The sequence below is a fragment of the Pedomonas sp. genome, assembly GCF_036515995.1.
GTDB lineage: Bacteria > Pseudomonadota > Alphaproteobacteria > Sphingomonadales > Sphingomonadaceae > Pedomonas.
The window spans coordinates 1-23321 of the sequence record NZ_DATBUP010000122.1 but is presented as its reverse complement, the minus strand read 5'-3'; the positions used below and the strand labels follow the sequence as shown (position 1 = coordinate 23321).

The 23321-nt window shown below is 64.5% G+C and carries 23 protein-coding genes and 1 pseudogene; 18 read left to right on the top strand and 6 right to left on the bottom strand.

The window, feature by feature from the left end; genetic code table 11:
* From VIG90_RS09545 to VIG90_RS09535, 3 genes and pseudogenes are all read right to left on the bottom strand, one after another.
* A pseudogene (locus tag VIG90_RS09545) lies at positions 1 to 314 on the bottom strand (arginyltransferase); the annotation flags it as partial.
* Between the two features lie 155 nt (positions 315 to 469).
* Positions 470 to 1387 carry a flagellar motor protein MotB gene (locus tag VIG90_RS09540; protein WP_331593272.1) on the bottom strand — a complete coding sequence of 306 codons (918 nt, stop codon included), beginning with the start codon at positions 1385 to 1387 and terminating at the stop codon, positions 470 to 472.
* A gap of 106 nt (positions 1388 to 1493) precedes the next feature.
* Positions 1494 to 2750, bottom strand: a complete 1257-nt coding sequence (locus VIG90_RS09535) for a threonine ammonia-lyase (protein ID WP_331593271.1) — start codon at positions 2748 to 2750, stop codon at positions 1494 to 1496.
* Between the two features lie 229 nt (positions 2751 to 2979).
* On the opposite strand from VIG90_RS09535, the gene VIG90_RS09530 reads away from it, so the two are divergent.
* Together VIG90_RS09530 and VIG90_RS09525 are read left to right on the top strand one after the other, a co-directional pair.
* Positions 2980 to 3846 (top strand): NAD(P)-dependent oxidoreductase, encoded by an 867-nt coding sequence (locus tag VIG90_RS09530; protein WP_331593270.1) that lies wholly within the window; start codon positions 2980 to 2982, stop codon positions 3844 to 3846.
* 85 nt (positions 3847 to 3931) lie between these two features.
* Complete coding sequence (locus tag VIG90_RS09525; RefSeq protein WP_331593269.1) at positions 3932 to 5620, top strand: amidohydrolase; 1689 nt, start codon at positions 3932 to 3934, stop codon at positions 5618 to 5620.
* Positions 5621 to 5855: 235 nt separating this feature from the next.
* Here VIG90_RS09525 and hemB read toward each other — a convergent pair whose 3' ends face one another.
* On the bottom strand, positions 5856 to 6896 hold the full coding sequence (hemB, locus tag VIG90_RS09520) for a porphobilinogen synthase (RefSeq protein WP_331593268.1): 1041 nt from the start codon (positions 6894 to 6896) through the stop codon (positions 5856 to 5858).
* Between the two features lie 175 nt (positions 6897 to 7071).
* On the opposite strand from hemB, the gene murI reads away from it, so the two are divergent.
* From murI to VIG90_RS09445, 15 genes are all read left to right on the top strand, one after another.
* The gene (murI, locus tag VIG90_RS09515) at positions 7072 to 7848 is read left to right on the top strand and encodes a glutamate racemase (RefSeq protein ID WP_331593267.1); all 777 of its coding nucleotides are present in this window, start codon (positions 7072 to 7074) and stop codon (positions 7846 to 7848) included.
* 84 nt (positions 7849 to 7932) lie between these two features.
* Positions 7933 to 8976, top strand: coding sequence for an enoyl-CoA hydratase/isomerase family protein (locus tag VIG90_RS09510; protein WP_331593266.1), 1044 nt, complete (start codon positions 7933 to 7935; stop codon positions 8974 to 8976).
* A 159-nt stretch (positions 8977 to 9135) separates the two neighbouring features.
* Positions 9136 to 10350, top strand: coding sequence for a 5-aminolevulinate synthase (gene hemA / locus VIG90_RS09505; protein WP_331593265.1), 1215 nt, complete (start codon positions 9136 to 9138; stop codon positions 10348 to 10350).
* A gap of 15 nt (positions 10351 to 10365) precedes the next feature.
* The gene (locus VIG90_RS09500; RefSeq protein ID WP_331593264.1) at positions 10366 to 10629 is read left to right on the top strand and encodes a DUF6898 family protein; all 264 of its coding nucleotides are present in this window, start codon (positions 10366 to 10368) and stop codon (positions 10627 to 10629) included.
* A gap of 361 nt (positions 10630 to 10990) precedes the next feature.
* Positions 10991 to 11473: a ribose 5-phosphate isomerase B gene (gene rpiB / locus VIG90_RS09495; RefSeq protein ID WP_331593263.1), complete on the top strand. Its 483-nt coding sequence runs from the start codon at positions 10991 to 10993 to the stop codon at positions 11471 to 11473.
* Between the two features lie 3 nt (positions 11474 to 11476).
* Positions 11477 to 12790: a serine hydroxymethyltransferase gene (gene glyA, locus VIG90_RS09490; RefSeq protein ID WP_331593262.1), complete on the top strand. Its 1314-nt coding sequence runs from the start codon at positions 11477 to 11479 to the stop codon at positions 12788 to 12790.
* Positions 12791 to 13029: 239 nt separating this feature from the next.
* Positions 13030 to 13521: a transcriptional regulator NrdR gene (gene nrdR, locus VIG90_RS09485; protein WP_331593261.1), complete on the top strand. Its 492-nt coding sequence runs from the start codon at positions 13030 to 13032 to the stop codon at positions 13519 to 13521.
* 27 nt (positions 13522 to 13548) lie between these two features.
* Positions 13549 to 14565 (top strand): bifunctional diaminohydroxyphosphoribosylaminopyrimidine deaminase/5-amino-6-(5-phosphoribosylamino)uracil reductase RibD, encoded by a 1017-nt coding sequence (ribD, locus tag VIG90_RS09480; RefSeq protein WP_331593260.1) that lies wholly within the window; start codon positions 13549 to 13551, stop codon positions 14563 to 14565.
* Positions 14566 to 14577: 12 nt separating this feature from the next.
* Entirely contained in the window at positions 14578 to 15183 is a 606-nt protein-coding gene (locus tag VIG90_RS09475) for a riboflavin synthase (protein WP_331593259.1), read from the top strand.
* Positions 15177 to 16304: a 3,4-dihydroxy-2-butanone-4-phosphate synthase gene (gene ribB / locus VIG90_RS09470; protein ID WP_331593258.1), complete on the top strand. Its 1128-nt coding sequence runs from the start codon at positions 15177 to 15179 to the stop codon at positions 16302 to 16304. Before VIG90_RS09475 ends, ribB begins: the two co-directional genes overlap by 7 nt.
* 58 nt (positions 16305 to 16362) lie before the next feature.
* Complete coding sequence (ribH, locus tag VIG90_RS09465) at positions 16363 to 16800, top strand: 6,7-dimethyl-8-ribityllumazine synthase (protein ID WP_331593257.1); 438 nt, start codon at positions 16363 to 16365, stop codon at positions 16798 to 16800.
* Positions 16801 to 16804: 4 nt separating this feature from the next.
* Positions 16805 to 17284, top strand: coding sequence for a transcription antitermination factor NusB (nusB, locus tag VIG90_RS09460; RefSeq protein ID WP_331593256.1), 480 nt, complete (start codon positions 16805 to 16807; stop codon positions 17282 to 17284).
* 22 nt (positions 17285 to 17306) lie between these two features.
* Positions 17307 to 18272 carry a thiamine-phosphate kinase gene (gene thiL, locus VIG90_RS09455; RefSeq protein ID WP_331593255.1) on the top strand — a complete coding sequence of 322 codons (966 nt, stop codon included), beginning with the start codon at positions 17307 to 17309 and terminating at the stop codon, positions 18270 to 18272.
* A complete protein-coding gene (locus VIG90_RS09450; RefSeq protein WP_331593254.1) occupies positions 18265 to 18789 on the top strand; it encodes a flagellar basal body-associated FliL family protein in 525 nt (174 codons plus the stop codon). Before thiL ends, VIG90_RS09450 begins: the two co-directional genes overlap by 8 nt.
* Before the next feature lie 351 nt (positions 18790 to 19140).
* Positions 19141 to 21189, top strand: a complete 2049-nt coding sequence (locus VIG90_RS09445; protein ID WP_414695487.1) for a sodium-translocating pyrophosphatase — start codon at positions 19141 to 19143, stop codon at positions 21187 to 21189.
* A 66-nt stretch (positions 21190 to 21255) separates the two neighbouring features.
* Here VIG90_RS09445 and VIG90_RS09440 read toward each other — a convergent pair whose 3' ends face one another.
* Complete coding sequence (locus VIG90_RS09440; RefSeq protein ID WP_331593252.1) at positions 21256 to 21744, bottom strand: GNAT family N-acetyltransferase; 489 nt, start codon at positions 21742 to 21744, stop codon at positions 21256 to 21258.
* A gap of 87 nt (positions 21745 to 21831) precedes the next feature.
* Entirely contained in the window at positions 21832 to 22716 is an 885-nt protein-coding gene (locus VIG90_RS09435) for a branched-chain amino acid aminotransferase (protein ID WP_331593251.1), read from the bottom strand.
* An 86-nt stretch (positions 22717 to 22802) separates the two neighbouring features.
* On the opposite strand from VIG90_RS09435, the gene VIG90_RS09430 reads away from it, so the two are divergent.
* Positions 22803 to 23294: a MarR family winged helix-turn-helix transcriptional regulator gene (locus tag VIG90_RS09430; protein WP_331593250.1), complete on the top strand. Its 492-nt coding sequence runs from the start codon at positions 22803 to 22805 to the stop codon at positions 23292 to 23294.
* Positions 23295 to 23321: the final 27 nt, after the last annotated feature.

Here is a 23321-nt window from a genome sequence, read left to right as displayed (position 1 = left end):
GTTGCCCACGGTTCGCAGGCGTTGACCACCAGGTCGTCGTTCCGGCGTAGCTGCTTGCGCATGGAACCGTTCGGCCTGAACTCGGCGGTGCGCACCCGAACGGACTGGCAAGCATTGCAGCGGTCGCATGCGGGGCGGTAGGCGACGTTCTGGCTGCGGCGAAAGCCCATGCGGCCCAGCGCTTCATTGAATGTGGAAGCGTCCAGCCCGCGCAGTTCCGTGAACACCTTCCGCTCCACCCGGCCGGGCAGATACGGACACGGGCCGGGCGCGGTGAGGAAGAAGCGCGGGAACTGTAAAAGCTGGTCGTTCATCCTAACCCGCTGGACAGTCGAAGTGCGACTACCGATCGCGCCGGGGCGCTGGTCGGCACACTGCTGATCAGCAGCTAATTTCAGTATAGGCGTGACAACGCCGCGGGGAAGGGGGAAACCGCCGTTTTTCCGTAATATTGCCGGAACAGGACCTGTTAAGGGCCCGCAAAGCCCGGGTCGAACGCCGGGGCCTCGCGCAGCAGCACGATGGCGACACGGCGGTTCTCCGGGCGGTTCGGTGCGTCCGGATAGAGCGGCTGGGTGGCGGCGCGGCCGGTCACTTCGGCCATGCGGTCCGGGCGGACCCCTGCGTCACGCAGCACACGACGTGTGGCATTGGCCCGGTCCGCCGAAAGCTCCCAGTTGCCGTAAGCGCCTTCCTTTGCCGAGACCGTGCCGTCCGTGTGGCCGGTGATGGCAATGCGGTTGGGCATGTTCTGAACCACTCCTGCAATGACCTGCAGGATGCGGTTGTAGAAGGCATAGGGCGTGGCGGTGCCAGGGCGGAACATGGGGCGGTCATCCCGGTCCACCAGCTGGATGCGCAGTCCGTCCGGCGTCTGCTCGAGGATGATCTGGTCCCGGTAATCGTTGAGATCCGGCGTTTCCTGGAGCGCGGTCTTCATGTCGTTTTCCGCCTTCAGCAGCATGGCGTCTGCAGCTGGGGGCAGCTTCATTTCGTAGGCCGGGGGCAGGGTGTCCTGGTTCTGGTCTTCCCGCGCGGATTCATTGGCGTCAGACGCCTTGCTGGGCGAGGAACTGGGAACCGCCATGATGCGCGAGCCGCTGGACTTCGCACCCTCGGATTCCAGTGCGGTGCCCGCCAGAATGCCGCCCGCGCCAGAGGAGTTAGACATGGTGGCGTTGGAAGGCGTGAAATAGTCGGCAATGCCTTGCAGCGTCACCTTGTCTGAGACGGTCAGCAGCCACAGCAGCATGAAGAAGGCCATCATTGCGGTCACGAAGTCGGCATAGGCCACCTTCCAGGCGCCGCCATGGTGGCCGCCTGCAACCTTCTTCACCTTCTTGACGATGATGGGACGGGCTTCGTTGCCGCCCTTTGCCCTGGCCATGACCGGTTCGTCCTACTGCAACTCTGGCGGCACTATGGAGCAGAGCGGTTAAGAGGAAGTTTATCCTTTCCCGCCGCGAAAGTGCCGCTGGAGCTGCCGGCAGGGGTCAGACCGCCTCGATCAGGCGGGCGTCATACCCTCGGGCGCGCAAGGTGTTCATCAGCTGGTCCAGATGCTCGCGGTCGCGGGTTTCCACCTCGATATCGGCATAGGTGCCCTTGGCCGGCAGCTTGGTGAACACGCGCTGGTGGCTCACGTCCACGATGTTGACCTGATGCTCGTGGAAGATCTTGGTCACGTGATAAAGCTCGCCCGGTCGGTCCTTCAGGCGGATGCGCAGGCGGGCCAGCCGCCCTTCGCGGGCCAGTTCGCGCAGCAGCACGTTGGCGAGCAGGCGGGTGTCGATGTTACCGCCGCTGATGACGAGGCCGATGTTCTTGCCCCGGAACGGTGTGGCATTGGCTACGAGAGCGGCAAGACCCGCAGCGCCCGCGCCCTCGGCCACCGTCTTCTCGATGGTCAGCAGCAGGGAGACCGCGCGCTCCAGCTCGGCTTCCGAGACCAGCACGATGTCGTCCACCAGCGCCTTGACCATCTGATAGGTGTTCTCGCCGGGATACTTCACGGCGATGCCCTCGGCCAGCGAGTCACCGTCGCAGATCGCCTCGAAGCCCTTCACCTTGGCGGCCATTGAGGGATAAAGCTCCGCCTGCACGCCGATGATCTGGATATCCGGCTTCACCGCGCGTGCTGCCGCTGAGATGCCGGAGATGAGGCCGCCGCCGCCGATCGGGATGATGAGGCAGTCCAGATCCGGTGCGACCTCCAGCATTTCAAGCGCGATGGTGCCCTGACCGGCCATTACCAGCGGATCATCGAACGGGTGAACGAACACCAGTTCTTCCTCTTCCGCCATTTGCTTGGCAAGGGCAGTGGCTTCCTCCAGTTTCTCGCCGTGAAGAATGACGCGTGCGCCATGCCCGGCCGTCTGCTGAACCTTCACCGTCGGCGTGCCGTCCGGCATCACAATGGTGGCAGGAATGCCAAGGCGGGCCGAATGATACGCCACGCCCTGCGCATGGTTGCCCGCCGACATGGCGATCACGCCGCGCTTGCGCTGCTCCTCGGTCAGGTGGAGCAGGCGGTTCAGCGCGCCGCGCTCCTTGAACGAGGCGGTGAACTGCAGGTTTTCAAACTTCAGCCAGATGTTCGCCCCGAAGATCTCGCTGAGCGTCCGGCTCTTGAGGCAAGGGGTGTCAATCAGCGCATCACGAATGGCCATCCGGGCCGCCAGAACGTCCTCGTGGGTGACGGGCAGGGCGGCGGAGTCGCCGCTGATTGGCTGAGCTTGGGCCACGGTCATCGTTATGCGCCTGTTTGAAAGTGTGAAATAGAGCCGGTCTGGGGCTGTTCAGTGTACAGCATGGCACCGGCCAGCGGCAGGACATACACCCCAAGCAGGGCGTCGGCAACATTGTGAACGTCTGAGGGGCAATTTGTCTGGTTTTCTTGCTCATGTCGGGCTGCGCCTCGCCTCGGGCGGGCGGCTTGTGCTAGGAAGCCGCCAGTTGGTCGTAAAAGGGTGAGCAGGCATGGCCAAGGTTGCATTTCTGGGTCTGGGCGTGATGGGCGCACCGATGGCACGGCATCTGATGAAAGCCGGGCATGAAGTGACTGTCTACAACCGCACCACCGCCAAAGCACAGGCGTGGGTTGCGGAGCACGGCGGCCGTCTGGCCCTGACACCCGCCGAGGCGGCCGAAGGCTGCGCGTTCGTCTTTTCCTGCGTCGGCGCCGACAGTGACCTTCGCGAAGTCACCATCGGTCCGGACGGCGCGTTCAGCGCCATGCAGCCGGGTGCCCTGTTCGTCGATCACACCACCGTCTCTGCTCAAGTCTCGCGAGAACTGGACGCCGAGGCAAAGGCGCGGGGCATCGGCTTTCTCGATGCGCCCGTCTCCGGCGGGCAGGCCGGGGCCGAGAACGGCAAGCTGACCATCATGGTGGGCGGCGAGCCGGAAGCTTTCCAGCGCGCGGCGCCGGTGATGCAGGCCTACGCCCAGCGTATCGGACTGATGGGGCCGGCGGGCTCCGGTCAGCTGACCAAGATGGTGAACCAGATCTGCATCGCGGGCGTGGTGCAGGGGCTGTCCGAGGCACTGAACTTCGCCATGGAAGCCGGTCTGGACGCGCGGGCGGCGGTGGATGTCATCTCCAAGGGGGCGGCGCAAAGCTGGCAGATGGAAAACCGCTCCTCGACCATGATCGACGGGCAGTTCGATTTCGGCTTCGCGGTGGACTGGATGCGCAAGGATCTGGGTCTGGTGCTGGACGAGGCGAAGCGGCTGGGCGTCACGCTGCCGCTGACCGCGCTGGTGGACCAGTTCTATGGCGATGTTCAGAAGATGGGCGGTGGTCGTCAGGATACCTCGTCCCTGATCCGCCGCTTTCGCGGATAACCGTTCTTGACCTGCCGTATTTACGGCCAAGCTTCTGTCCTGTTGTATGGAGCCTTTGCTCATTCACTACCGGGGGATTTGAACGATGCGTCTTGCCACGGCATTCCTGCTGGCCACGGTTCTCAGCGGCGCGGCTCAAGCCGCCACATTTGCCGCAACCTTTGTTGAGAACGTGAAGGGCTACACCTTTGATGGCCTGGGCCGCCTGCAGAAGTTCGAGGCCGCGCTGATCGATGATAGCGGCAAGATCGTAGGCGTGGGCACCCGGGACATGCTGAAGCCGCGCGCCGAAAAGGCGGACGTGGTGGATGGCGGCGGCGCGGTAATGCTGCCGGGCCTCATCGATGCGCACGGGCACGTGATGGGCCTGGGTCAGATGGCGCTGGAGGTGGATCTCTCCGGCACCCGCTCGCTGGAGGAGGGGCTGGAGAGGGTGAAGGCCTATGCCGAAGCCAACCCGGATGCCAAGTGGATCAGGGGGCGCGGCTGGAACCAGGAAGTCTGGGGCCTCGGCCGCTTTCCGACTGCCGAGGAGCTGGACAGCGCCGTGAAGGACCGCCCTGTGTGGCTGGCGCGGGTGGACGGGCACGCGGGCTGGGCCAACAGCAAGGCCATCCAGCTTGCAAAGGTGACGGCCAAGACCAAGGCGCCGAGCGGCGGCGAGATCATCCGCGCCGAGGACGGCACACCGTCTGGCGTGTTCGTGGATGCGGCGGAGAGCCTGATCGCCCGCCATGTGCCTGCGCCCACCGCGGCGGAGCAGGAGGCGGCGCTTGAAGCCGCGCTCAAGACTATGGCGTCCGTCGGCCTGACCGGCGTGCACGACGCGGGCATCGACCAGAAGACGTGGGCGCTCTATCGCCGCTTTGGCGAGGAAGGGCGGCTGACCACCCGCATCTACGCCATGATCGGCGGTGTCGATAAGGATTTCGACGCGCTCTCCAAGGCCGGGCCGCAGGACAAGCTCTATGACGGCCGCCTGTCCCTGCGCGCTGTGAAGCTGTACTCTGACGGTGCGCTCGGCTCGCGCGGCGCGGCGCTGCTGGAGCCCTACACCGATGCGCCGGAGAGCAAGGGTCTGGCGTTTCATTCCGACCCCGCGCTGGCCAACATGATTTCCCGGGCCATCTCCAAGGGGTATCAGGTCAACGTCCATGCCATTGGCGATGCGGCGAACCGGCAGGTGCTGAACACCTTCGGCAAGATCCTCCCCTACACCGGGCAGGGGCTGCGCCATCGTATCGAGCACGCGCAGGTGCTGAAGCCGGAAGACATCAAGACGCTGACTGAGCTTGGGCTGATTGCCTCCATGCAGCCGACCCACGCCACCTCGGACTGGCAGATGGCCGAGAAGCGGCTGGGCGAGGAGCGGCTGGACGGGGCCTATGCGTGGAAGACCGTGCTGAAGTCCGGCGGCAAGCTGGCGTTCGGCTCTGACTTCCCGGTCGAGTCCCCCAATCCGTTCTACGGCCTCCATGCCGCCGTGACCCGCCAGACGCAGGACGGCGAGCCGGAAGGCGGCTGGCTGCCCGAGCAAAAGGTGAGCATGATCGAGGCCTTCTACGCCTTCACACTGGGCGCGGCGCACGCCGGGCATCAGGAAAATCAGGTCGGCAGTCTGGCGGCGGGCAAGTGGGCGGACTTCATCCTCGTCGACAAGGACATCTTCTCCGCACCGCCGCAGGAGCTTCCGAAAACCAAGGTGCTCGAAACCTGGGTGGCCGGTGAGCGCGTGTACTGCGCGGAAGACCGCTGCGCCGAGAAGGTGGGCTGATTGTTTCTGGATAGTGGAAGGGGAAGGGGATCTACGACCCCCTTTCGATCCCCCATTCGTATTCAGGGACGCATCCGGTCATGCCGTTCAGCTTGGCTGAATAAAGTGTCCCGCTACGGACCGTAACAGGCACGGCCCTTTTTCTCTCCTCCGCTAAGCCAGCAGAAACATAGCCGAAAATACGAAAGGGAGGTGCAGGAGGGGTGAGCCCCTCCTGCAAAGAAATCTGCCCGCCTTACTTGCTCAGCAGCAGCTTGGCGGCGTCCAGCGCGAAGTAGGTCAGCACGCCATCGGCACCGGCGCGCTTGAAGGCCATCAGGCTTTCCAGGATCACCCGGTCGCGGTCCAGCCAGCCGTTCTGGATGGCACCGGCGATCATCGCGTACTCGCCGGACACCTGATAGGCGAAGGTCGGCACGGCGAAGGTGTCCTTCACACGGCGCACGATGTCGAGGTAGGGCAGGCCGGGCTTCACCATGACGGTGTCTGCGCCCTCGGCGAGGTCCAGCGCCACTTCGCGCAGGGCTTCGTCGGTGTTGGCCGGGTCCATCTGGTAGGTCTTCTTGTCGCCCTTCAGGCGTGCGCCCGAGCCCACCGCGTCGCGGAACGGGCCGTAGAAGGCCGAGGCGTACTTGGCGGCGTAGGACATGATCTGCACGTTGCAGAAGCCTTCCGCCTCCAGCGCCTTGCGCATGGCGCCGATGCGGCCGTCCATCATGTCGGAGGGGGCGATGATGTCAGCGCCTGCACGGGCCTGATTGAGCGCTTGGCTGACCAGCACCTCGATCGACTCGTCGTTGAGCATTTCGCCCGCGTCTGACAGCAGTCCGTCATGGCCATGGGTCGTGTAGGGATCAAGCGCGACGTCGGAGAGGATGCCGATGTTCGGCACGGCGTCCTTGATGGCGCGGGTGGCGCGGCACATCAGGTTGTCCGGGTTGGCCGACTCGCGTCCATCGTCCGTGCGCAGGTCGGCGGGCGTGTTGGGGAACAGGGCGAGGCAGGGGATGCCGAGACTGGCGGCTTCCCTGGCAGCCTGCACCGCCAAATCGATGGAGAGGCGCTCGACGCCGGGCATGGAGGCAACCTGGGTGCGCTCGCCCTTGCCTTCGATCACGAACAGCGGCCAGATCAGGTCAGCCGGGGTCAGCACGTTCTCGGCCACCATGGCGCGGGACCACGGAGTCATGCGGGTGCGGCGCGGACGGCTGGCGGGATAGGAGGCGGGGGGGAAGTGGGGCACGGATCTTACCTCGATCGGTTGACGGCTTTGCATGAGGCATCCCGGGCGGGTCCGGCCTGACCGGAAGCGTCTGATCTCTAAGGGTGCTTCATTCACCGTATTTTGGTCATTGCGGCCTGTTTCCAAGCCGCGGGAAAATGCTTAGACACGTCTCAAGCTATCAATCAACGGTGTGGATTGTCACAAGTTGGCCAAAACGCAAAAACCGTTGCTGGTTTTTGATTCCGGCATCGGCGGACTCTCGGTGCTGGCAGAGATCCGCAAGAAACTCCCGAACGCTCCCGTGGTCTACTGCGCAGACAACGCGGGCTTCCCCTATGGCATCAAGACCGAGGCGGAGCTGGGCGCGCGCGTGCCCGCGTTGCTGGGACGTCTGGTGGAGCGGTTCGACCCGCAACTGGTGGTGATTGCCTGCAATACTGCCAGCACCATTTCCCTCCCGCAGGTGCGCGCAGTGCTGAACCTGCCGGTGGTGGGCACAGTGCCGGCGGTAAAGCCAGCCGCACTGGCGAGCCAGACTCGGGTTATCGGCGTGCTGGGCACGGCGGCCACGGTGCGGCAGGCCTATGTGGACAACCTGGTGCGCGAATTCGCAAGCGATTGCCTGGTGCTGCGCCACGGCTCGGCCGAGCTGGTGCTGCTGGCGGAGCGCAAGCTGCGCGGCGACGCGACCTCGACGGACGAATACCGGGCCGTGCTGGATGGTCTGCTGAGCCAGCCGGGCGCGGACAGGCTCGATACGATTGTGCTGGCCTGCACCCATTTCCCGCTGGTGAAGAACGAACTGATGGCCGCCGCGCCGCGCCCGTTCCAGTGGGTGGACAGCGGCGAGGGCATCGCTCGCCGCGTGGCGTACCTGTGCAATGACGTTGAGTGGGAAGGCGAGCCTTATGGCCTTGCCGTTTTCACCCGTGGCGATGCGGAGGCGCAGCGGCTGGCTCCGGCGCTGGCGGGCTATGGTCTGGACAGGATCGTGACGCTCTAGGGCAACGGCATCTTAGGGCTTGGCCAGAGCGACCCGGTTGCGGTACGGCTGCGCGCGAAAACCTGTGCAACTGGGGAGGGTTGAATGGAAACCGTGTTTGAGGACGTGCTGTTTGAGATCCGTGGTCGCGCGGGCGTCGTCACGCTGAACCGGCCCAAGGCCCTCAATGCCCTGACGCGCGAGATGCTGGTGGCCTTCTACGATCAGGTGAAGGTGTGGGACGCGAGCCCCGAGGTCGAGCGGATCGTTATTCGCGGCGCGGGTGATCGGGCGTTCTGCGCAGGCGGCGACGTTGTGAGCCTCTACAATCTGGGGAAGGAAGGGGGCGAGGGCTACTGCCGCTTCTTCTGGGACGAGTACCGGGCGGATTACCTGACCAGCGTCCTCTCCAAGCCCTATGTGGCGTTGCTGGACGGCATCGTGATGGGCGGCGGCGTCGGCCTGTCGGTGCATGGGCCGTATCGCATTGCCACGGAGAAAACCCTGTTCGCCATGCCAGAGACGGGCATCGGCCTCATTCCGGACGTGGGCGGCACTCATCTGCTCGGCGGAATGCCGGGGCAGCTCGGTGTTTACCTCGGCCTGCTCGGCGAGCGGCTGAAGGCGGCGGACTGCCTCTATGCGGGCATCGCCACTCATTATGTGCCGTCCGGGAAGATCGAGGCGCTGTTTGAGGCGCTGGTGTCGGAGTCGGGCTCGGTTGACGATATTCTCGCCCGTTTCCAGGAAGAGCCGGGTGCAGCCCCGCTGGCGGAGCGGCAGTCCGAGATCGATCGCTACTTTGCCGGAGAGACGGTGGAAGACATCGCGGCGGCGCTGTCTGCGGGCGATGAATGGGCTGCGGGCGTGCGCGACCGGCTGCTTGGCCTGTCTCCCACCTCGCTCAAGCTGACGCTGCGGGCGGTGCGGGCGGGCGCTTCGCTCGATCTGGCCGAATGCCTGCGGCAGGAGTATCGCCTCGTCTGCAATATCCGCCACGGCAAGGATTTTTACGAAGGCGTTCGTGCCCAGCTTGTGGATAAGGATCGCTCGCCTAAATGGAATCCTGCAACCCTGGCGGACGTGACGGCGGAGGCGGTCGAGGCGCACTTTGCCGTGCCCGAAGGGGGGGATTTGCAATTGGGCTGAACTGTGGCGGCGGTCTGGCGTAGAATTGCAGCGTTTACCTTACGCTGACCCAGATTGTGCCATTTTGTTCTGACAAGGTTGCGACAAGTTTGGCAATTGCGACGCTAACCGGGAATACCTAGGTTTCGCGCAGGAGTAACGGCCCTAAGGCGTATGGCTATGAACTACGAGAGATTCTTCCAGGAGGCGATCGATCGCCTGCACCAGGAGGGCCGTTATCGAGTCTTCATCGATATCCTGCGCAACCGCGGCGCCTACCCGAACGCCCGCTGCTTTGCAGGGCATAACGGTGAACGCCCGATCGTGATGTGGTGCTCCAACGATTACCTGTGCATGGGTCAGAACCCCAAGGTGATCGCGGCGATGGAAGAGGCTCTGCACGACGTGGGCGCAGGCTCTGGCGGCACCCGTAACATCAGCGGCAACACCCACTACCACCTGCAGCTGGAAGCCGAGCTGGCGGACCTGCACGGCAAGGAAGCGGCGCTGACCTTCACGTCCGGCTACGTTTCCAATGACGCGACGCTCTCGACGCTGGCCAAGCTGCTGCCGGGCTGCGTCGTCTTCTCGGACGAGCTGAACCACGCTTCGATGATCGCGGGCATACGCCACTCGGGATGCGAGAAGCAGGTGTTTCGTCACAATGACATCGAGCATCTGGAAGAGTTGCTCCAGCAGTACCCGCTGGACACGCCCAAGCTGATTGCCTTCGAGTCCGTGTACTCGATGGACGGTGACATCGCGCCGATCGCAGCGATCTGCGATCTGGCCGACAAGTACAACGCCATCACCTACCTGGATGAAGTGCATGCCGTCGGCATGTATGGCGCGCGCGGCGGCGGCGTCTCCGAGCGGGACGGCGTGGCGGACCGGGTGACCATCATCGAGGGCACGCTGGCCAAGGCCATCGGCGTGATGGGCGGCTACATCACCGCTTCCAAGACGATCGTCGACGTTGTGCGCTCCTATGCGCCGGGCTTCATCTTCTCCACCTCGCTCGCGCCGGTTCTGGTGGCGGGCGCGCTGGCGAGCGTCAAGCACCTGAAGGAAAGCAACGCCGAGCGTGAGCGCCATCAGGAGCGCGCGGCCTTCCTCAAGAAGCTGCTGTCCGAAGCCGGTCTTCCGGTCATGCCGTCGGTCAGCCACATCGTCCCCGTGCAGGTGGGCGATCCGGTGCGCTGCAAGAAGATCTCGGACATCCTGCTGCTCGAGTACGGTATCTACGTGCAGCCGATCAATTACCCGACCGTGCCGCGGGGCACCGAGCGCCTGCGCTTCACGCCGACCCCGCAGCACGACGACGCCATGATGTATGCCCTACGCGATGCGCTGCTGGAAATCTGGGATCGCCTCGAACTCAAGCTGGCCGCCTGAGGCCGGTCGCGCGCCGTGAACCCTGATCAAGACCTTGAGGGCTTTCTGGTCGAGTTCACGCCCGTTGGCAGCAGTGTGAAGGTGTGCGCGGTTGATCCGCTCACGGGGCTGGAGGCAGTCATCGTCGGCTCCAGCCTGACGCCCAGCCACCTGCTGGCCAATGCCGCGGTGCGCAAGCTGAAAGCCCTGCTGGGGCGCGCCGATGCAGCGGCTGATGCAGGGCAGGGCGAGGAGCGTTCCATGCCTGCCGCACCCGCCCGGCGCGGCCTGATCGTCTGACCTGGCAGAATCCCTGCCTCTGGCATGCCCCGTAATCGCCCGTAAAGCCTCGCTGGGCGCGATTCCGAGGGGTGGTGCCACCACCCTAGCCTAGATAGGCAAAAACCTCTCAGCAGGCGTTTAAACCCGATTGCGGGCCTATGGGCTTTTGTCCGGATGATCTATCGTGTGTCTCATGGATTCTGCCGCGGGTCGGCCCCGGAAAACATGCCAGATCCGAAACGCATAGCAGGCATGCACCGGGCGGCAGAGCGGCTATGAAAGCTGCTCTAGCCCTGTTGGCCGCCCTGTGGTATGCGCGCCCTCATCACGGCAGGCCTCTGGGCCGGGCCGTGTTTCTGTTTACGAGTCGAGAGATGCCATGACCAAGACAGTCGCGATCGGTTCGGATCATGCGGGCGTTGCGCTGAAGCAGATCCTCATGCAGGACCTGAACGAAGCCGGGTTCAACGCGCTGGACATGGGCACCTGCGGTTCCGAGTCGGTTGACTACCCGGACTTCGGCTATGCCGTGTCTGATGCAGTGGCCAGCGGCAAGGCGCAGCTGGGTGTCGTGGTCTGCGGGTCGGGCATCGGTATTTCCATTGCGGCCAACCGCAATCCGGCGATTCGGGCGGCGCTGTGCACCAACGGCCTGATGGCGCGGCTTGCCCGCCAGCACAATGACGCCAACGTGCTTGCCCTTGGCGAGCGCCTGACCGGCGTCGACATGGCCCGTGATATTCTGAAAGAGTTCCTGGCGACCCCCTTCGATGGCGGCCGTCACCAGCGGCGGATCGACAAACTGTCCAATCCGCCTGCGCCCGCTTCAGGCAATGCTCCAGTACGTACCCAAGGAGAATAAGCGATGACTTCCGCCGCTATTGCGCCCAAGGCCGAGGGCCGCGCAGCTGACTTCTTTACCGCCAGCGTCGCGCAGGCTGACCCGGCCGTTGCCGCCGCCATCCAGGGCGAGCTGGGCCGCCAGCAGGATCAGATCGAGCTGATCGCCTCCGAGAACATCGTCTCCCAGGCGGTGCTGGAAGCTCAGGGCTCCGTGCTAACCAACAAGTACGCCGAAGGCTACCCGGGTAAGCGCTACTATCAGGGCTGCCACCACGTCGACATCGTGGAGCAGCTGGCCATCGACCGCGCCAAGGAGTTGTTCGGCGCGCAGTTCGTGAACGTGCAGCCGCACTCCGGCGCGCAGGCCAACGGCGCTGTCATGCTGGCGCTGGTGAAGCCGGGCGAGACCGTGATGGGCCTGTCGCTGGCCGCAGGCGGCCACCTGACCCACGGCGCGCCGCCGGCCATGTCGGGCAAGTGGTTCAATGCCGTGCAGTACGGCGTGGACCCCGAAACCCACCTGATCGACTTCGACGAGGTTGCCCGTCTGGCGCAGGAGCACAAGCCGCGCCTCATCATTGCCGGCGGCTCGGCCTACCCGCGCACGCTGGACTTCCAGAAGTTCCGCGAAATCGCCGACTCGGTCGGCGCGCTGCTGATGGTCGACATGGCGCACTTCGCCGGTCTCGTTGCGGGCGGCGCGCACCCGAACCCGCTGCCGATCGCCGACATCGTGACCACCACCACCCACAAGACCCTGCGTGGTCCGCGTGGCGGCATGATCCTCACCAACAACGAGGACATCGCCAAGAAGATCAACTCGGCCGTGTTCCCGGGTCTGCAGGGCGGTCCGCTGATGCACGTCATCGCTGCCAAGGCCGTGGCCTTCGGCGAGGCGCTGCAGCCGGAGTTCAAGGTCTACGCCAAGAAGGTCATCGAGAACGCACAGGTTCTGGCGGCGCGCCTGAAGGAGCGCGGCTGTGACGTTGTTGCTGGCGGCACCGATACCCACCTGGCGCTGATCGACCTGCGTCCGAAGGGCCTGACCGGCAAGGACGCCGACGAGGCTCTGGAGCGCGCCAACATCACCTGCAACAAGAACGGCGTGCCGTTCGACCCGCTTCCGCCGACCAAGACCTCGGGCATCCGCGTGGGCTCGCCCGCCGGCACCACCCGCGGTTTCGGCGCAGAGGAGTTCAGGGAAATCGGCGATCTGATCGCTGACGTTCTGGACGGCCTCGTTGCCAACGGTCCGGAGAACAACGGCCAGGTGGAAGCTGAAGTGCGCACCCGCGTTGCGGCCCTGTGCAAGCGTTTCCCGATCTATCAGGGCTGAGCCTGAAAGATCCGGCTTGAGGATGAAGCCCGGCTTCCCGGAAGGGGAGCCGGGCTTTTCCGTCTGGATGGCCGCGCTTTCACGGCATCAGGGCATATTGCCCAGCTCAACAGAGGGCTTGGAACCTGCTGGACTGACGGGGAATTGATGTTGCGGGCCGCATGGGCGGTGGACACCATATCTAGCGTGGATTAGTGTCCGGCCATGCTCGCCAATCTGTATGAAAGGCGGATGCGCTGATGCGTTGTCCATTTTGCAGTCACGACGATACGCAGGTTAAGGATAGCCGCCCGACCGAGGACAACTCGGCGATCCGGCGGCGTCGCCAGTGCCCGGCTTGCGCTGCCCGTTTCACCACGTTCGAGCGGGTTCAGCTGCGCGAACTGACCGTGGTCAAGAAGTCCGGCAAGCGCGAGACGTTCGAGCGCGACAAGCTGGAGCGCTCCGTGCGCATTGCGCTGCGCAAGCGCCCGGTGGAGCCGGAGCAGACCGACCGGCTGGTGACGGGCATCGTCCGCCAGCTCGAGTCGATGGGCGAGAGCGAGATTCACGCCCACCAGATCGGCGAACTGGTTATGGAGCGGCTGGAAGCGCTGGACCCGGTGGCCTATGTGCGCTTCGCCTCTGTTTACAAGAACTTCCGTGAAGCCAAGGACTTCGAGACGTTCGTCGGCAAGCTGGGCGAGAAGCTCGGCGAGGACCGCGAGCTGGATGTCTGGAAGAGCGAGTAGTCTCAGGTCGGATCGATTGGCGGACGGATGGCTTCGGTGAACCAGGATTTCCGGTGGATGCGCGTTGCGCTGACCCTGGCCGAGCGCGGCCTTGGCCAGACGCAGCCCAATCCGTCCGTCGGCTGTGTCATCGTGAAGGACAGCCGCGTCGTCGGCCGGGGCTGGACCCAGCCGGGCGGTCGCCCTCATGCCGAAGCCATGGCGCTGGAGCAGGCGGGAGACGCCGCCGAAGGCGCAACGGTTTACGTGACGCTGGAGCCGTGCGCCCATGTCAGCCCGCGCGGCCCGTCCTGTACCAGTTTGCTGCTGAAGGCCCGCCCGGCCCGCGTGGTGATCGCCACGCAGGATCCGGACCCGCGCACGCGCGGAGACGGGGCTCGGGCGTTGGCGGAGGCAGGCATCGCAACCATCACCGGCGTGTGCGAGGCCGAGGCGGTGCGCCAGCAGCGAGGTTTTCGCCTGCGTCTTGCCGAGGGGCGTCCGGAAGTCACCCTGAAGCTGGCAACGTCGCTGGACGGCTGCATCGCGCTGGCGAGCGGTGAAAGCCGCTGGATCACCGGACCGCAGGCGCGGGCCCACGCTCATCTGGAGCGGGCGCGTCATGATGTTATTCTGATCGGCCGCCGCACGCTTGAAGCGGACGATCCGCTGCTGGACGTGCGTCTGGCGGGGCTTGAGAACCGTTCGCCGCGTCCGGTTGTCGCCAGCCGCACGCTGGATGCTATTCCGGCCGCGCTGAGGCTCGCGGGCAAGGCCGAGATCCTGGCGGGCGAGTCCCTGCCCGAAATGCTGGCAGGCCTGGCGGCGCAAGGAGCGCTGCGGGTGCTGGCCGAAGGCGGAGCGGGGCTTGCGGCTGACCTGCTGAAACACGATCTGGTCGATAGGCTGCTGTGGTACACTGCGCCAATTGTGATCGGAAAAGGCCGCAGCGGCGTTGAAGATTTTGGCCTTGAGCGGCTGGGCGATGCCCATGGCCGCTGGAACATGCTCGACAACTCCTTGCTAGGCGAAGTTCGGCTGGCGGTTTTTGAGCGTATCCGCTAACGGGAAGCAGTTATGTTCACTGGAATCATCACAGATATCGGCACCATCCGCTCCATCGAGGATCGGGGCGATACGCGCGTGGTCATCGAGACGGCGTTCGATCTTGAAACGGTCGAGATCGGCGCAAGCATCGCCTGCTCGGGCGTGTGCCTCACCGTTGTCGACAAGGGGCCGAACTGGTTCGCCGTCGATGCCTCTGGCGAGACGCTCTCCCGCACCGCGCTTGGCAGCTGGGCTGCCGGCTCGCGCGTCAATCTCGAGCGGGCGCTGAAGGTGGGCGACGAACTGGGCGGCCATATCGTGACCGGCCATGTGGACGGCGTCGGCCGCGTGACCAGCATCGTGCCGGAAGGCGCTTCCCGCCGTATCCAGTTCCTGGGGCCCAAGGCGCTTGCGCCTTACATCGCCCAGAAGGGCTCCGTCACCATCGACGGCATTTCGCTGACCGTGAACGGCGTCGAGGACGGCCCGGACGGCGTGCTGTTCGACGTGAACGTCATTCCCCACACCCAGAGCTGCACCACGCTGGGGCAGATCAAGGTGGGCGATTCCATCAATATCGAGATCGACGTGCTGGCGCGTTATGTTGCGCGTCTCAAGGAGGTTGCGTCATGCTGAAGACGGTCCAAGCCAGCGACTTGCAGGCCCTGTCTCCCATCGAGGAGATCATCGAGGACGCCCGCAACGGCCGGATGTTCATTCTGGTGGACGACGAGGACCGGGAGAACGAGGGCGACCTCATCATTCCGGCCCAGATGGCGACCCCGGATGCCATCAACTTCATGGCCAAGTACGGCCGCGGCCTCATCTGCCTGTCGCTGACCGCCGAGCGCGTGCGCCAGCTCGACCTGCCGCTGATGAGCAAGAACAACGGCACCCGGCACGAGACCGCCTTTACCGTCTCCATCGAGGCGCGCGAGGGCGTGACCACGGGCATTTCTGCTGCCGACCGCGCCCGCACCGTGGCCGTTGCCATTGACCCGACCAAGGGCAAGGACCATCTGGTCACGCCCGGCCACGTCTTTCCGCTGATGGCCCGCGAGGGCGGCGTGCTGGTTCGCGCCGGTCACACCGAAGCGGCCGTTGACATCGCCCGTCTGGCCGGGCTCCAGCCCGCCGGCGTGATCTGCGAGATCATGAACGACGACGGCACCATGGCCCGCCTGCCGGACCTGCTGACGTTCGCGCAGTTCCACGGCCTCAAGGTCGGCACCATTGCCGATCTGATCGCCTACCGCCGCCGTCACGACAATCTGGTCGCGTGCGTTGCCGAGGGCAAGATCGACAGCATGCACGGCGGCGAGTGGAAGGTGAAAACCTACGTCAACCAAGCTGAGTATGCCGAGCATCTGGCGCTGATCAAGGGCGATATCGACCCCAGCAAGCCGACGCTGGTGCGCATGCACGCCCTCTCGATCTTCGATGACGTTCTGGGCGAGAAGACCTCCAACACCCACCAGCTCCAGTCCGCCATGCGCGCCATTGCCGAGCACGGCGAGGGCGTTCTGGTCGTCATCCGCGATGCCCGTCCGGACCGCGTGTCCCAGACCATCAAGGCGCGCGCAGGCACGACCGGCGAGGAGCAGGTGCTGCGCGACTACGGCATCGGCGCGCAGATCCTCGTCGATCTGGGCCTGAAGCAGCTGAAGCTGCTGACCCGTTCGCCCAAGCACAACATCATCGGCCTTGAAGGCTACGGCCTCGAGGTGGTGGACGAGATCCAGTTCAAGGTCAGCTGAGTACACGCTGGCCTTACCCGCTCTTTCTTCTTTCAAGCTTGTTACGCTAGGTAGGTACATGACCGCACCGCATATCCTGATTGTCGAAGCTCGTTTTTACGAGGATGTCGCCGACGAACTGGCCAAGGGCGCTATCGAGGCTCTGGAAGCCGCGGGCGCAACGTGGGAGCGGATTTCCGTGCCGGGCGCTTTTGAGATTCCGGGCGCGATCGCCATGGCTGCCAAGAGTGGCAAGTTCGATGGTTACGTGGCGCTGGGCCTCGTGGTGCGTGGCGAGACCACTCACTATGACTACGTGTGCGAGGAAAGCGCGCGCGGCCTGATGGATCTGTCGGTGCGGGAGCGTCTGGCTATCGGCTATGGCATCCTGACCACCGAGAATTTCCTGCAGGCCTGGGAGCGGGCGCGCGTGGGCCGTGGCAACAAGGGCCGGGCAGCCGTTCAAGCCGCATTGGCAATGGTGGGCTATCGTCGCCAGTTTGGCGCGGAAGGCTGAAACCGTGGCTGAAGAAACGCTGAAACCGAAGACCCGTCCCGGCACCGCGCGCAGCGCGGCACGTCTGGCCGCCGTGCAGGCGCTCTATCAAGTGGAAATGGGCGACGAGTCCGTTGCCCGCGTCCTGAAGGAGTTCCACGATCACCGGCTGGGCAGCGAGATCGAGGGCGACACCTACATCCGGGCCGATCGTAACCTGTTTGATGATATCGTCTCGGGCGCGTGGGCGCGCCGTGACGAAGTGGACGAGATGATCGGCAATCATCTGGCCGAAGGCTGGACGCTGGACCGTCTGGATCGCCCGATGCGCCAGATCCTACGCGCAGGCGTCTATGAACTGGTGGCCCGCCCGGACGTGCCGACCGCCGTCATCATCACCGAATACGTGGACGTGGCCCACGCCTTCTATGAACACCGCGAAGCCGCGTTCGTGAATGGCCTGCTGGACCGTGTCGGCGGCGCAACCGGCCGCAAGGGCAACTGAGTCCGTTGCTGAGAGTGTGGGCATGAAGGAGTTCGAGCTGATCGGCCGCCTGCTTGCGCCGATCGCTCGCGCGCCTGCCGCCCGCGGCCTGCGGGACGATGTGGCCGTGTGGCCCGCGCCTGGGGCGCGCGATATCGTCCTCACCAAGGACATGGTGGCCGAGGGGGTACATTTTCTGGCCCAGGACCCGCCCGAGGCCATCGCCGCCAAGCTGCTGCGCGTCAACCTTTCCGATCTTGCCTCAAAAGGTGCCACGCCCGAAGGCGTGCTGCTCGGCTTCGGCCTGACGCCCCGTCAGGACGAGGCGTGGCTGACGGCATTCGTGCGCGGTCTGGGCGCGGATCTGGAGCGCTACGGCGTGCAGCTGTGGGGCGGGGATACGATTCAAGCAGGTGAGCGCATGGTGTTGAGCCTGACCGCCATCGGCTCCGCGCCGGCCGGACAGGCACTCAGCCGCGAGCATGCCAGAGCGGGTGATGACCTCTATGTGACCGGCACCATCGGGGACGGCTGGCTCGGCCTTCAGGTGCTCACCCACAAGCTGGACCTGCCAAGTGAACACCGGGACTTTGCCACACAGCGCTACCGCTGGCCGCAACCACGCGTGGAGCTTGGCCCGGCGCTGCTGGGGCTGGCGCGAGGCTCGGCGGACGTGTCGGACGGGCTGCTGGCGGATGCAGGCCATATTGCGGACGCGTCCGATGTGTCGGTTGTGATCAAGCTGGCACGCGTGCCGCTGTCCGAGGCTGCCGCCGCATGGGCGGGAGATGATCTGCCTCGCCGGGTGCAGCTGGCGACGGGCGGGGATGATTACGAAATTCTGTTCTCGGCCGACCCTGCGCAAAGGGAGGCCGTGTTGGCGCTTTCTCAACGTTTCGGGCTTAGCATCACCCGCATCGGCCGGGTGGAGGCAGGGCAGGGGCTATCCGTGCTTGGCCCCGATGGTACCCGGCTTGCGGTGACGACGTTGGGGTACGAACATGGGTAAGGCGCCGAAATTCAAGACACCCGATGCGGATGGCGATGTCGTTGTCGAGGTCAAGAAGCCGTCCAAACTGGTGCCGGTGCTGCTGGCCGTGGTCGGCCTGTTGCTGGGCGGCGGCGGAGCGACGGCTTATTTCCTGTTCCTCGCGCCGAATGCTTCGGACAAGAGCGAGGCGGAAGCGCCCGCCGAGCCCAAGGGGCCGCCCGCACCGCCCGAGTTCGTGGAGATCAACCGCCTGACCGTTCCCCTGATCAATCCGGAAGGTTCGCTTAGCGGTTACATGAACCTTGACCTGAAGTTCGAGGTGAAGGTGGAAGATGTGGAGTTCGTGAAGGCCCGCATTCCCATGATGCGCCACGCCATCAACGAAACGCTGTCCCGCACCAGCGTTGCCGACAAGGGCAATCCCCTGCTTCTGGATTATCCGGCGGCCCAGCGCGTACTGCGCGATGCCGTCAACGGCACACTGGGGCGGGACGCCGTTCGCACTGTTCAGATCACCACTGCGCTGCCCATTTGAGCTGACACGCTGATCCAGCCTTTTCCATCTGAATAAATCGGGCGAATGAGGGGGGTAAACCGCCTCATTCCCGAGATGACTTGCCACTGTCTCGCGCATTTGCAACGATCCGCGACCGTAGCAACGTGTGATACGTGGCGTTTGGGGCCTTTTGCCCGCGCAGGAGCGCGCAGACGGCCCCATCCTGTTGATTCCAGTCATTTTCCCGAACGAGAAACCGCTTAGCGGGCCGCGGAAAATGCCCTGTCGTTGCGATGCGTCCATGAAAACGAGGCTTGTAACCAAGGGGAATCGCTCGTGGACATACTTTACGCGTCTATTGCGTGCGGAGTCATCGCACTGATTTACGGCATGTTTGCCGCCCGTTCCGTGCTGGCCGCACCGGCTGGATCCGAACGGATGCAGGAAATTGCAGCGGCCATTCAGGAGGGTGCGAGGGCATACCTGAACCGGCAATACACCACCATCGCCATTGTCGGCGTCGTCGTCGCCGCGGTGATCTTCTTCACGCTCGACGTCTACCCGGCGATCGGCTTCGTCATTGGCGCCATCTGCTCGGGTCTGGCCGGGTTCGTCGGCATGAACGTGTCGGTGAAGGCCAACGTGCGCACGGCCGAAGCTGCGAGGCACGGTTTGCAGCAAGGACTGACCCTGTCGTTCCGCGCCGGTGCCGTGACCGGGCTTTTGGTGGCAGGCCTCGCCCTGTTGGCCATTGCCGTTTACTTCCTCATCCTCACCCGCGTGCTGGGCTATGCGGTCGGGGACCGGGTGGTCATCGACGCGCTGGTGGCGCTGGGCTTCGGCGCATCGCTCATTTCGATCTTCGCGCGGCTTGGCGGCGGCATCTTCACCAAGGCGGCGGACGTGGGCGCTGACCTCGTCGGCAAGGTGGAAGCGGGTATCCCGGAGGACGATCCGCGCAATCCGGCCGTGATCGCCGACAACGTGGGCGACAACGTGGGGGACTGCGCCGGCATGGCCGCAGACCTGTTCGAGACCTACGTGGTGACGGTCGGCGCAACCATGGTGCTCTCCGCCCTGCTGTACGATACAACGCAGGGTATGGGCTTGCTTGGCAACCTGATGGTGCTTCCGCTGGCCATCGGCGGGCTGTGCATCCTGACATCCATCATCGGCACCTTCTTCGTACGGCTGGGCCAGTCGCAGAACATCATGGGGGCGCTCTACAAGGGCTTCTGGGTCACCGCGATCCTCTCGGCCATCGGGTTCTATTTCCTCATTCCCTGGGTGATCGGCCCGGGCGGTGACGCCATCACCGCTGGCGGCGTGACCTTCTCCAGCATGGATCTGTTCATCTGCAGCCTCATCGGGTTGGCCGTGACCGGCCTTCTGGTGTGGATCACCGAATATTACACCGGCACCAACTTCCGGCCGGTGCAGTCCATCGCCACCGCGTCCGTGACGGGCCACGGCACCAACATCATCCAGGGTCTGGCGGTGAGCCTTGAAGCGACGGCTCTGCCGACGCTGGTGATCTGCGCGGGCATGATCTTCACCTACAGCCTTGCGGGCGTCATGGGTATCGGTTTTGCCGCAACCGCCATGCTGGCGCTGGCGGGCATGGTCGTCGCGCTGGACGCCTATGGGCCGGTAACCGACAACGCAGGCGGCATCGCCGAAATGGCGGGGCTGGACGCCGGTGTGCGCAAGAACACCGACGCGCTGGACGCGGTTGGCAACACCACCAAGGCCGTCACCAAAGGCTATGCCATCGGCTCGGCCGGTCTGGCCGCGCTGGTGCTGTTCGGGGCCTATGCCGCCGATCTGCGGACCTACTTTTCTGAGCTGACCATCGACTTCTCCCTCTCCAACCCATTTGTCGTCGTCGGGCTGCTGCTCGGCGCGCTGCTGCCCTACCTGTTCGGTGCGCTCGGCATGACGGCGGTTGGCCGCGCCGCCGGCGCGGTTGTGGAGGAAGTCCGCACCCAGTTCCGCAACAACCCCGGCATCATGGCGGGCACGTCCAAGCCGGATTACGCGCGTACGGTCGATCTCGTCACCAAGGCGGCGATCAAGGAAATGATCTTCCCGAGCCTCTTGCCGGTGCTGGCGCCGATCGTGGTGTACTATGCCATCTCGGCCGTTGCAGGACAGGCGCAGGGCTTCGCGGCACTGGGCGCGCTGCTGCTCGGCGTAATCGTCGGCGGTCTGTTCGTGGCCATCTCCATGACCTCGGGCGGCGGCGCTTGGGACAACGCCAAGAAGTACATCGAGGACGGCCATCACGGCGGCAAGGGCTCAGATGCCCACAAGGCGGCCGTGACCGGCGACACGGTGGGGGATCCTTACAAGGACACCGCCGGACCTGCGGTGAACCCGATGATCAAGATCACCAACATCGTGGCGCTGCTGCTGCTCGCGGCACTGGCGCACGGGTGATGACCCTTTAGCTGAACCGAGGGAGCGGGGCTTCCCGCCCGGCTCCCTCGCCGTTTTCAGCCTGCCTCAGGCCTTGGTCAGGTCCTGATAGAATACCAGCGCATCCACGTAGCCTAGGCGGGGGTGGTGGAAGGCGCCGGGCAGGCGGCCGACGATATCGAAGCCCAGCTTCTGCCACAGGCGCACGGCCGTATCGTTGGTGCTGATGACGAAATTGAACTGCATGGCGCGGTAGCCAAGCTCGCGGGCGAGATCCAGCGAGTGCAGGCATAGCTTGGTGGCGATCCCGCGCCCCCGTGCAGCCGGGGAGGCCATGTAGCCGCAGTTGCATACATGGCTGCCGCCACCCGCCTGATTGGTGCGCAGGTAGTAGGTCCCCAGGATCTGGCCGTCCTCCTCGAACACAAAGGTGCGGTGGCTGGGAGACAGCCAGTAGGCGAGGGCGTCCTCCCGGCTCATGTCCCGGTTGATGGCGTAGGTTTCGCCCTCACGGATGACCGGCTCGAGAATGGCCCAGATGGCGTCCGCATCTTCGGGGCGGGCGGGTCTGATCATAAAAAAAATCCTCCGGGCAACGCACTGCAGCCCGGAGGACAAATGAAATTCGTTTTCAGGTCAAGCCGTTCTGGAGACGAACCTGCTTCAGCCGTTGGTGCGGCCCCAGACCAGATTGTCGTAATCGGTCATCAGGCGCTTGCAGACATCGCCCGGGGTGAACTTCCACGGACCGATCTCGGCAACCGGGGAGACCTCGGCGGCGGTGCCGGTGAGGAAGCATTCGTCGAAATCAGACAGCTCTTCCGGCCAGATGGGGCGAACATGAACCGGGATCTCGGCTTTCTCGGCGAGCTGGATCACGGTCTGGCGGGTGATGCCGTTCAGGAAGCAGTCGGGGTCCGGCGTGTGGATCTCGCCGTTCTTCACGAAGAAGATGTTGGCGCTGGTCGCCTCGGCCACGCGGCCGCGGTAATCCATCATCATGGCGTCAGCGCAGCCCTTGTCCTCAGCGGCGTGCTTCGACACGGTGCAGATCATGTAAAGGCCCGCGGCCTTGGCGGCGCTCGGCGCGGTGTAGGGCGCGGGGCGGCGGTAGCGCGCAATGTCGAGCTTCAGGCCCTTCAGGCGTTCTTCCATCGAGTAGTAGGAAGGCCATTCCCAGCAGGCGATGGCGACGTGGATCTTCGTCTTCTGCGCGGAGATGCCCATCTGCTCCGAACCGCGCCAGGCGACGGGGCGCAGGTAGCAGTTGGTCAGGTTGTTGGCCTTCATCAACTCGTAGCAGGCGGTGTTGATCTCATCGTCGGTGTAAGGGAGATCGAAGCCCAGCAGGTTGGCCGAGGCGCGCAGGCGTGCGGTGTGCTCTTCGAGCTTGAAGATCGTGCCGTCGTACGCGCGCTGCCCTTCGAATACCGACGAACCATAGTGCATCGCGTGGGTCAGCACATGCACCTTAGCATCGCGGTGGGGAACGAGTTGACCGTCAAACCAGATAAAGCCGTCGCGGTCATGGAAGGGACGCTCGGACATGGAACCTCTCTAGGCTGTCTGAAATTTCTAATATTCTTTCATTTGAGAGCTTGTGTCGGGTAACATTCTAAGGGATATATGTCAACATGGCTGACGCAAATTCCCTTGCTTCCCCCCTGTTCCTGCGCGAGGCAGAGCTTCGTCGCGGGATCGAACTCCTTTATTTTGGATACAGGGACTTTACCAAAGGCCCGGATGCCCTGCTGGAGAAACATGGCTTCGGCAGGGCTCATCACCGCGCGCTGTATTTCATCGGCCGGCGGCCCGGTTTGTCAGTTTCCGACCTGCTGAAGCTGTTGCAGATCACGAAGCAGAGCCTGAGTCGGGTTCTGTCGGACCTGCAGTCCAAGGGCTATGTGGTCTCGGTCGTTGGCCGTCACGACAAGCGCCAGCGTTTGCTCTACCTGACCGAGAACGGCTCGACGCTGGAGCGCGAGACCTTCGAGGCAATTCGTGAGCGGATGGCCCACGCCTATGGCGAGGCCGGGCCCGAAGCCGTGGCCGGGTTCTGGGCGGTGCTGATGGGGCTGATCGAACCTGACCAGAAGGCTGCCATCAATGAAGTGATGCGCGGGTAACGTTGCGCACAAGCAGGATCGGGGCGC

Coding starts and splice junctions, on each gene's coding strand:
- hemB (WP_331593268.1), bottom strand. CDS start 6,896: ATGCAAAGCCGTCAACCGATCGAGGTAAGATCCGTGCCCCACTTCCCC.
- rpiB (WP_331593263.1), top strand. CDS start 10,991: ATGACCAAGACAGTCGCGATCGGTTCGGATCATGCGGGCGTTGCGCTG.
- VIG90_RS09450 (WP_331593254.1), top strand. CDS start 18,265: ATGGGTAAGGCGCCGAAATTCAAGACACCCGATGCGGATGGCGATGTC.
- thiL (WP_331593255.1), top strand. CDS start 17,307: ATGAAGGAGTTCGAGCTGATCGGCCGCCTGCTTGCGCCGATCGCTCGC.
- VIG90_RS09430 (WP_331593250.1), top strand. CDS start 22,803: ATGGCTGACGCAAATTCCCTTGCTTCCCCCCTGTTCCTGCGCGAGGCA.
- ribD (WP_331593260.1), top strand. CDS start 13,549: ATGGCTTCGGTGAACCAGGATTTCCGGTGGATGCGCGTTGCGCTGACC.
- VIG90_RS09530 (WP_331593270.1), top strand. CDS start 2,980: ATGGCCAAGGTTGCATTTCTGGGTCTGGGCGTGATGGGCGCACCGATG.
- VIG90_RS09525 (WP_331593269.1), top strand. CDS start 3,932: ATGCGTCTTGCCACGGCATTCCTGCTGGCCACGGTTCTCAGCGGCGCG.
- VIG90_RS09445 (WP_414695487.1), top strand. CDS start 19,141: ATGTTTGCCGCCCGTTCCGTGCTGGCCGCACCGGCTGGATCCGAACGG.
- VIG90_RS09435 (WP_331593251.1), bottom strand. CDS start 22,716: ATGTCCGAGCGTCCCTTCCATGACCGCGACGGCTTTATCTGGTTTGAC.
- VIG90_RS09535 (WP_331593271.1), bottom strand. CDS start 2,750: ATGACCGTGGCCCAAGCTCAGCCAATCAGCGGCGACTCCGCCGCCCTG.
- nrdR (WP_331593261.1), top strand. CDS start 13,030: ATGCGTTGTCCATTTTGCAGTCACGACGATACGCAGGTTAAGGATAGC.
- VIG90_RS09440 (WP_331593252.1), bottom strand. CDS start 21,744: ATGATCAGACCCGCCCGCCCCGAAGATGCGGACGCCATCTGGGCCATT.
- ribH (WP_331593257.1), top strand. CDS start 16,363: ATGACCGCACCGCATATCCTGATTGTCGAAGCTCGTTTTTACGAGGAT.
- ribB (WP_331593258.1), top strand. CDS start 15,177: ATGCTGAAGACGGTCCAAGCCAGCGACTTGCAGGCCCTGTCTCCCATC.
- glyA (WP_331593262.1), top strand. CDS start 11,477: ATGACTTCCGCCGCTATTGCGCCCAAGGCCGAGGGCCGCGCAGCTGAC.
- hemA (WP_331593265.1), top strand. CDS start 9,136: ATGAACTACGAGAGATTCTTCCAGGAGGCGATCGATCGCCTGCACCAG.
- VIG90_RS09475 (WP_331593259.1), top strand. CDS start 14,578: ATGTTCACTGGAATCATCACAGATATCGGCACCATCCGCTCCATCGAG.
- VIG90_RS09540 (WP_331593272.1), bottom strand. CDS start 1,387: ATGGCCAGGGCAAAGGGCGGCAACGAAGCCCGTCCCATCATCGTCAAG.
- VIG90_RS09510 (WP_331593266.1), top strand. CDS start 7,933: ATGGAAACCGTGTTTGAGGACGTGCTGTTTGAGATCCGTGGTCGCGCG.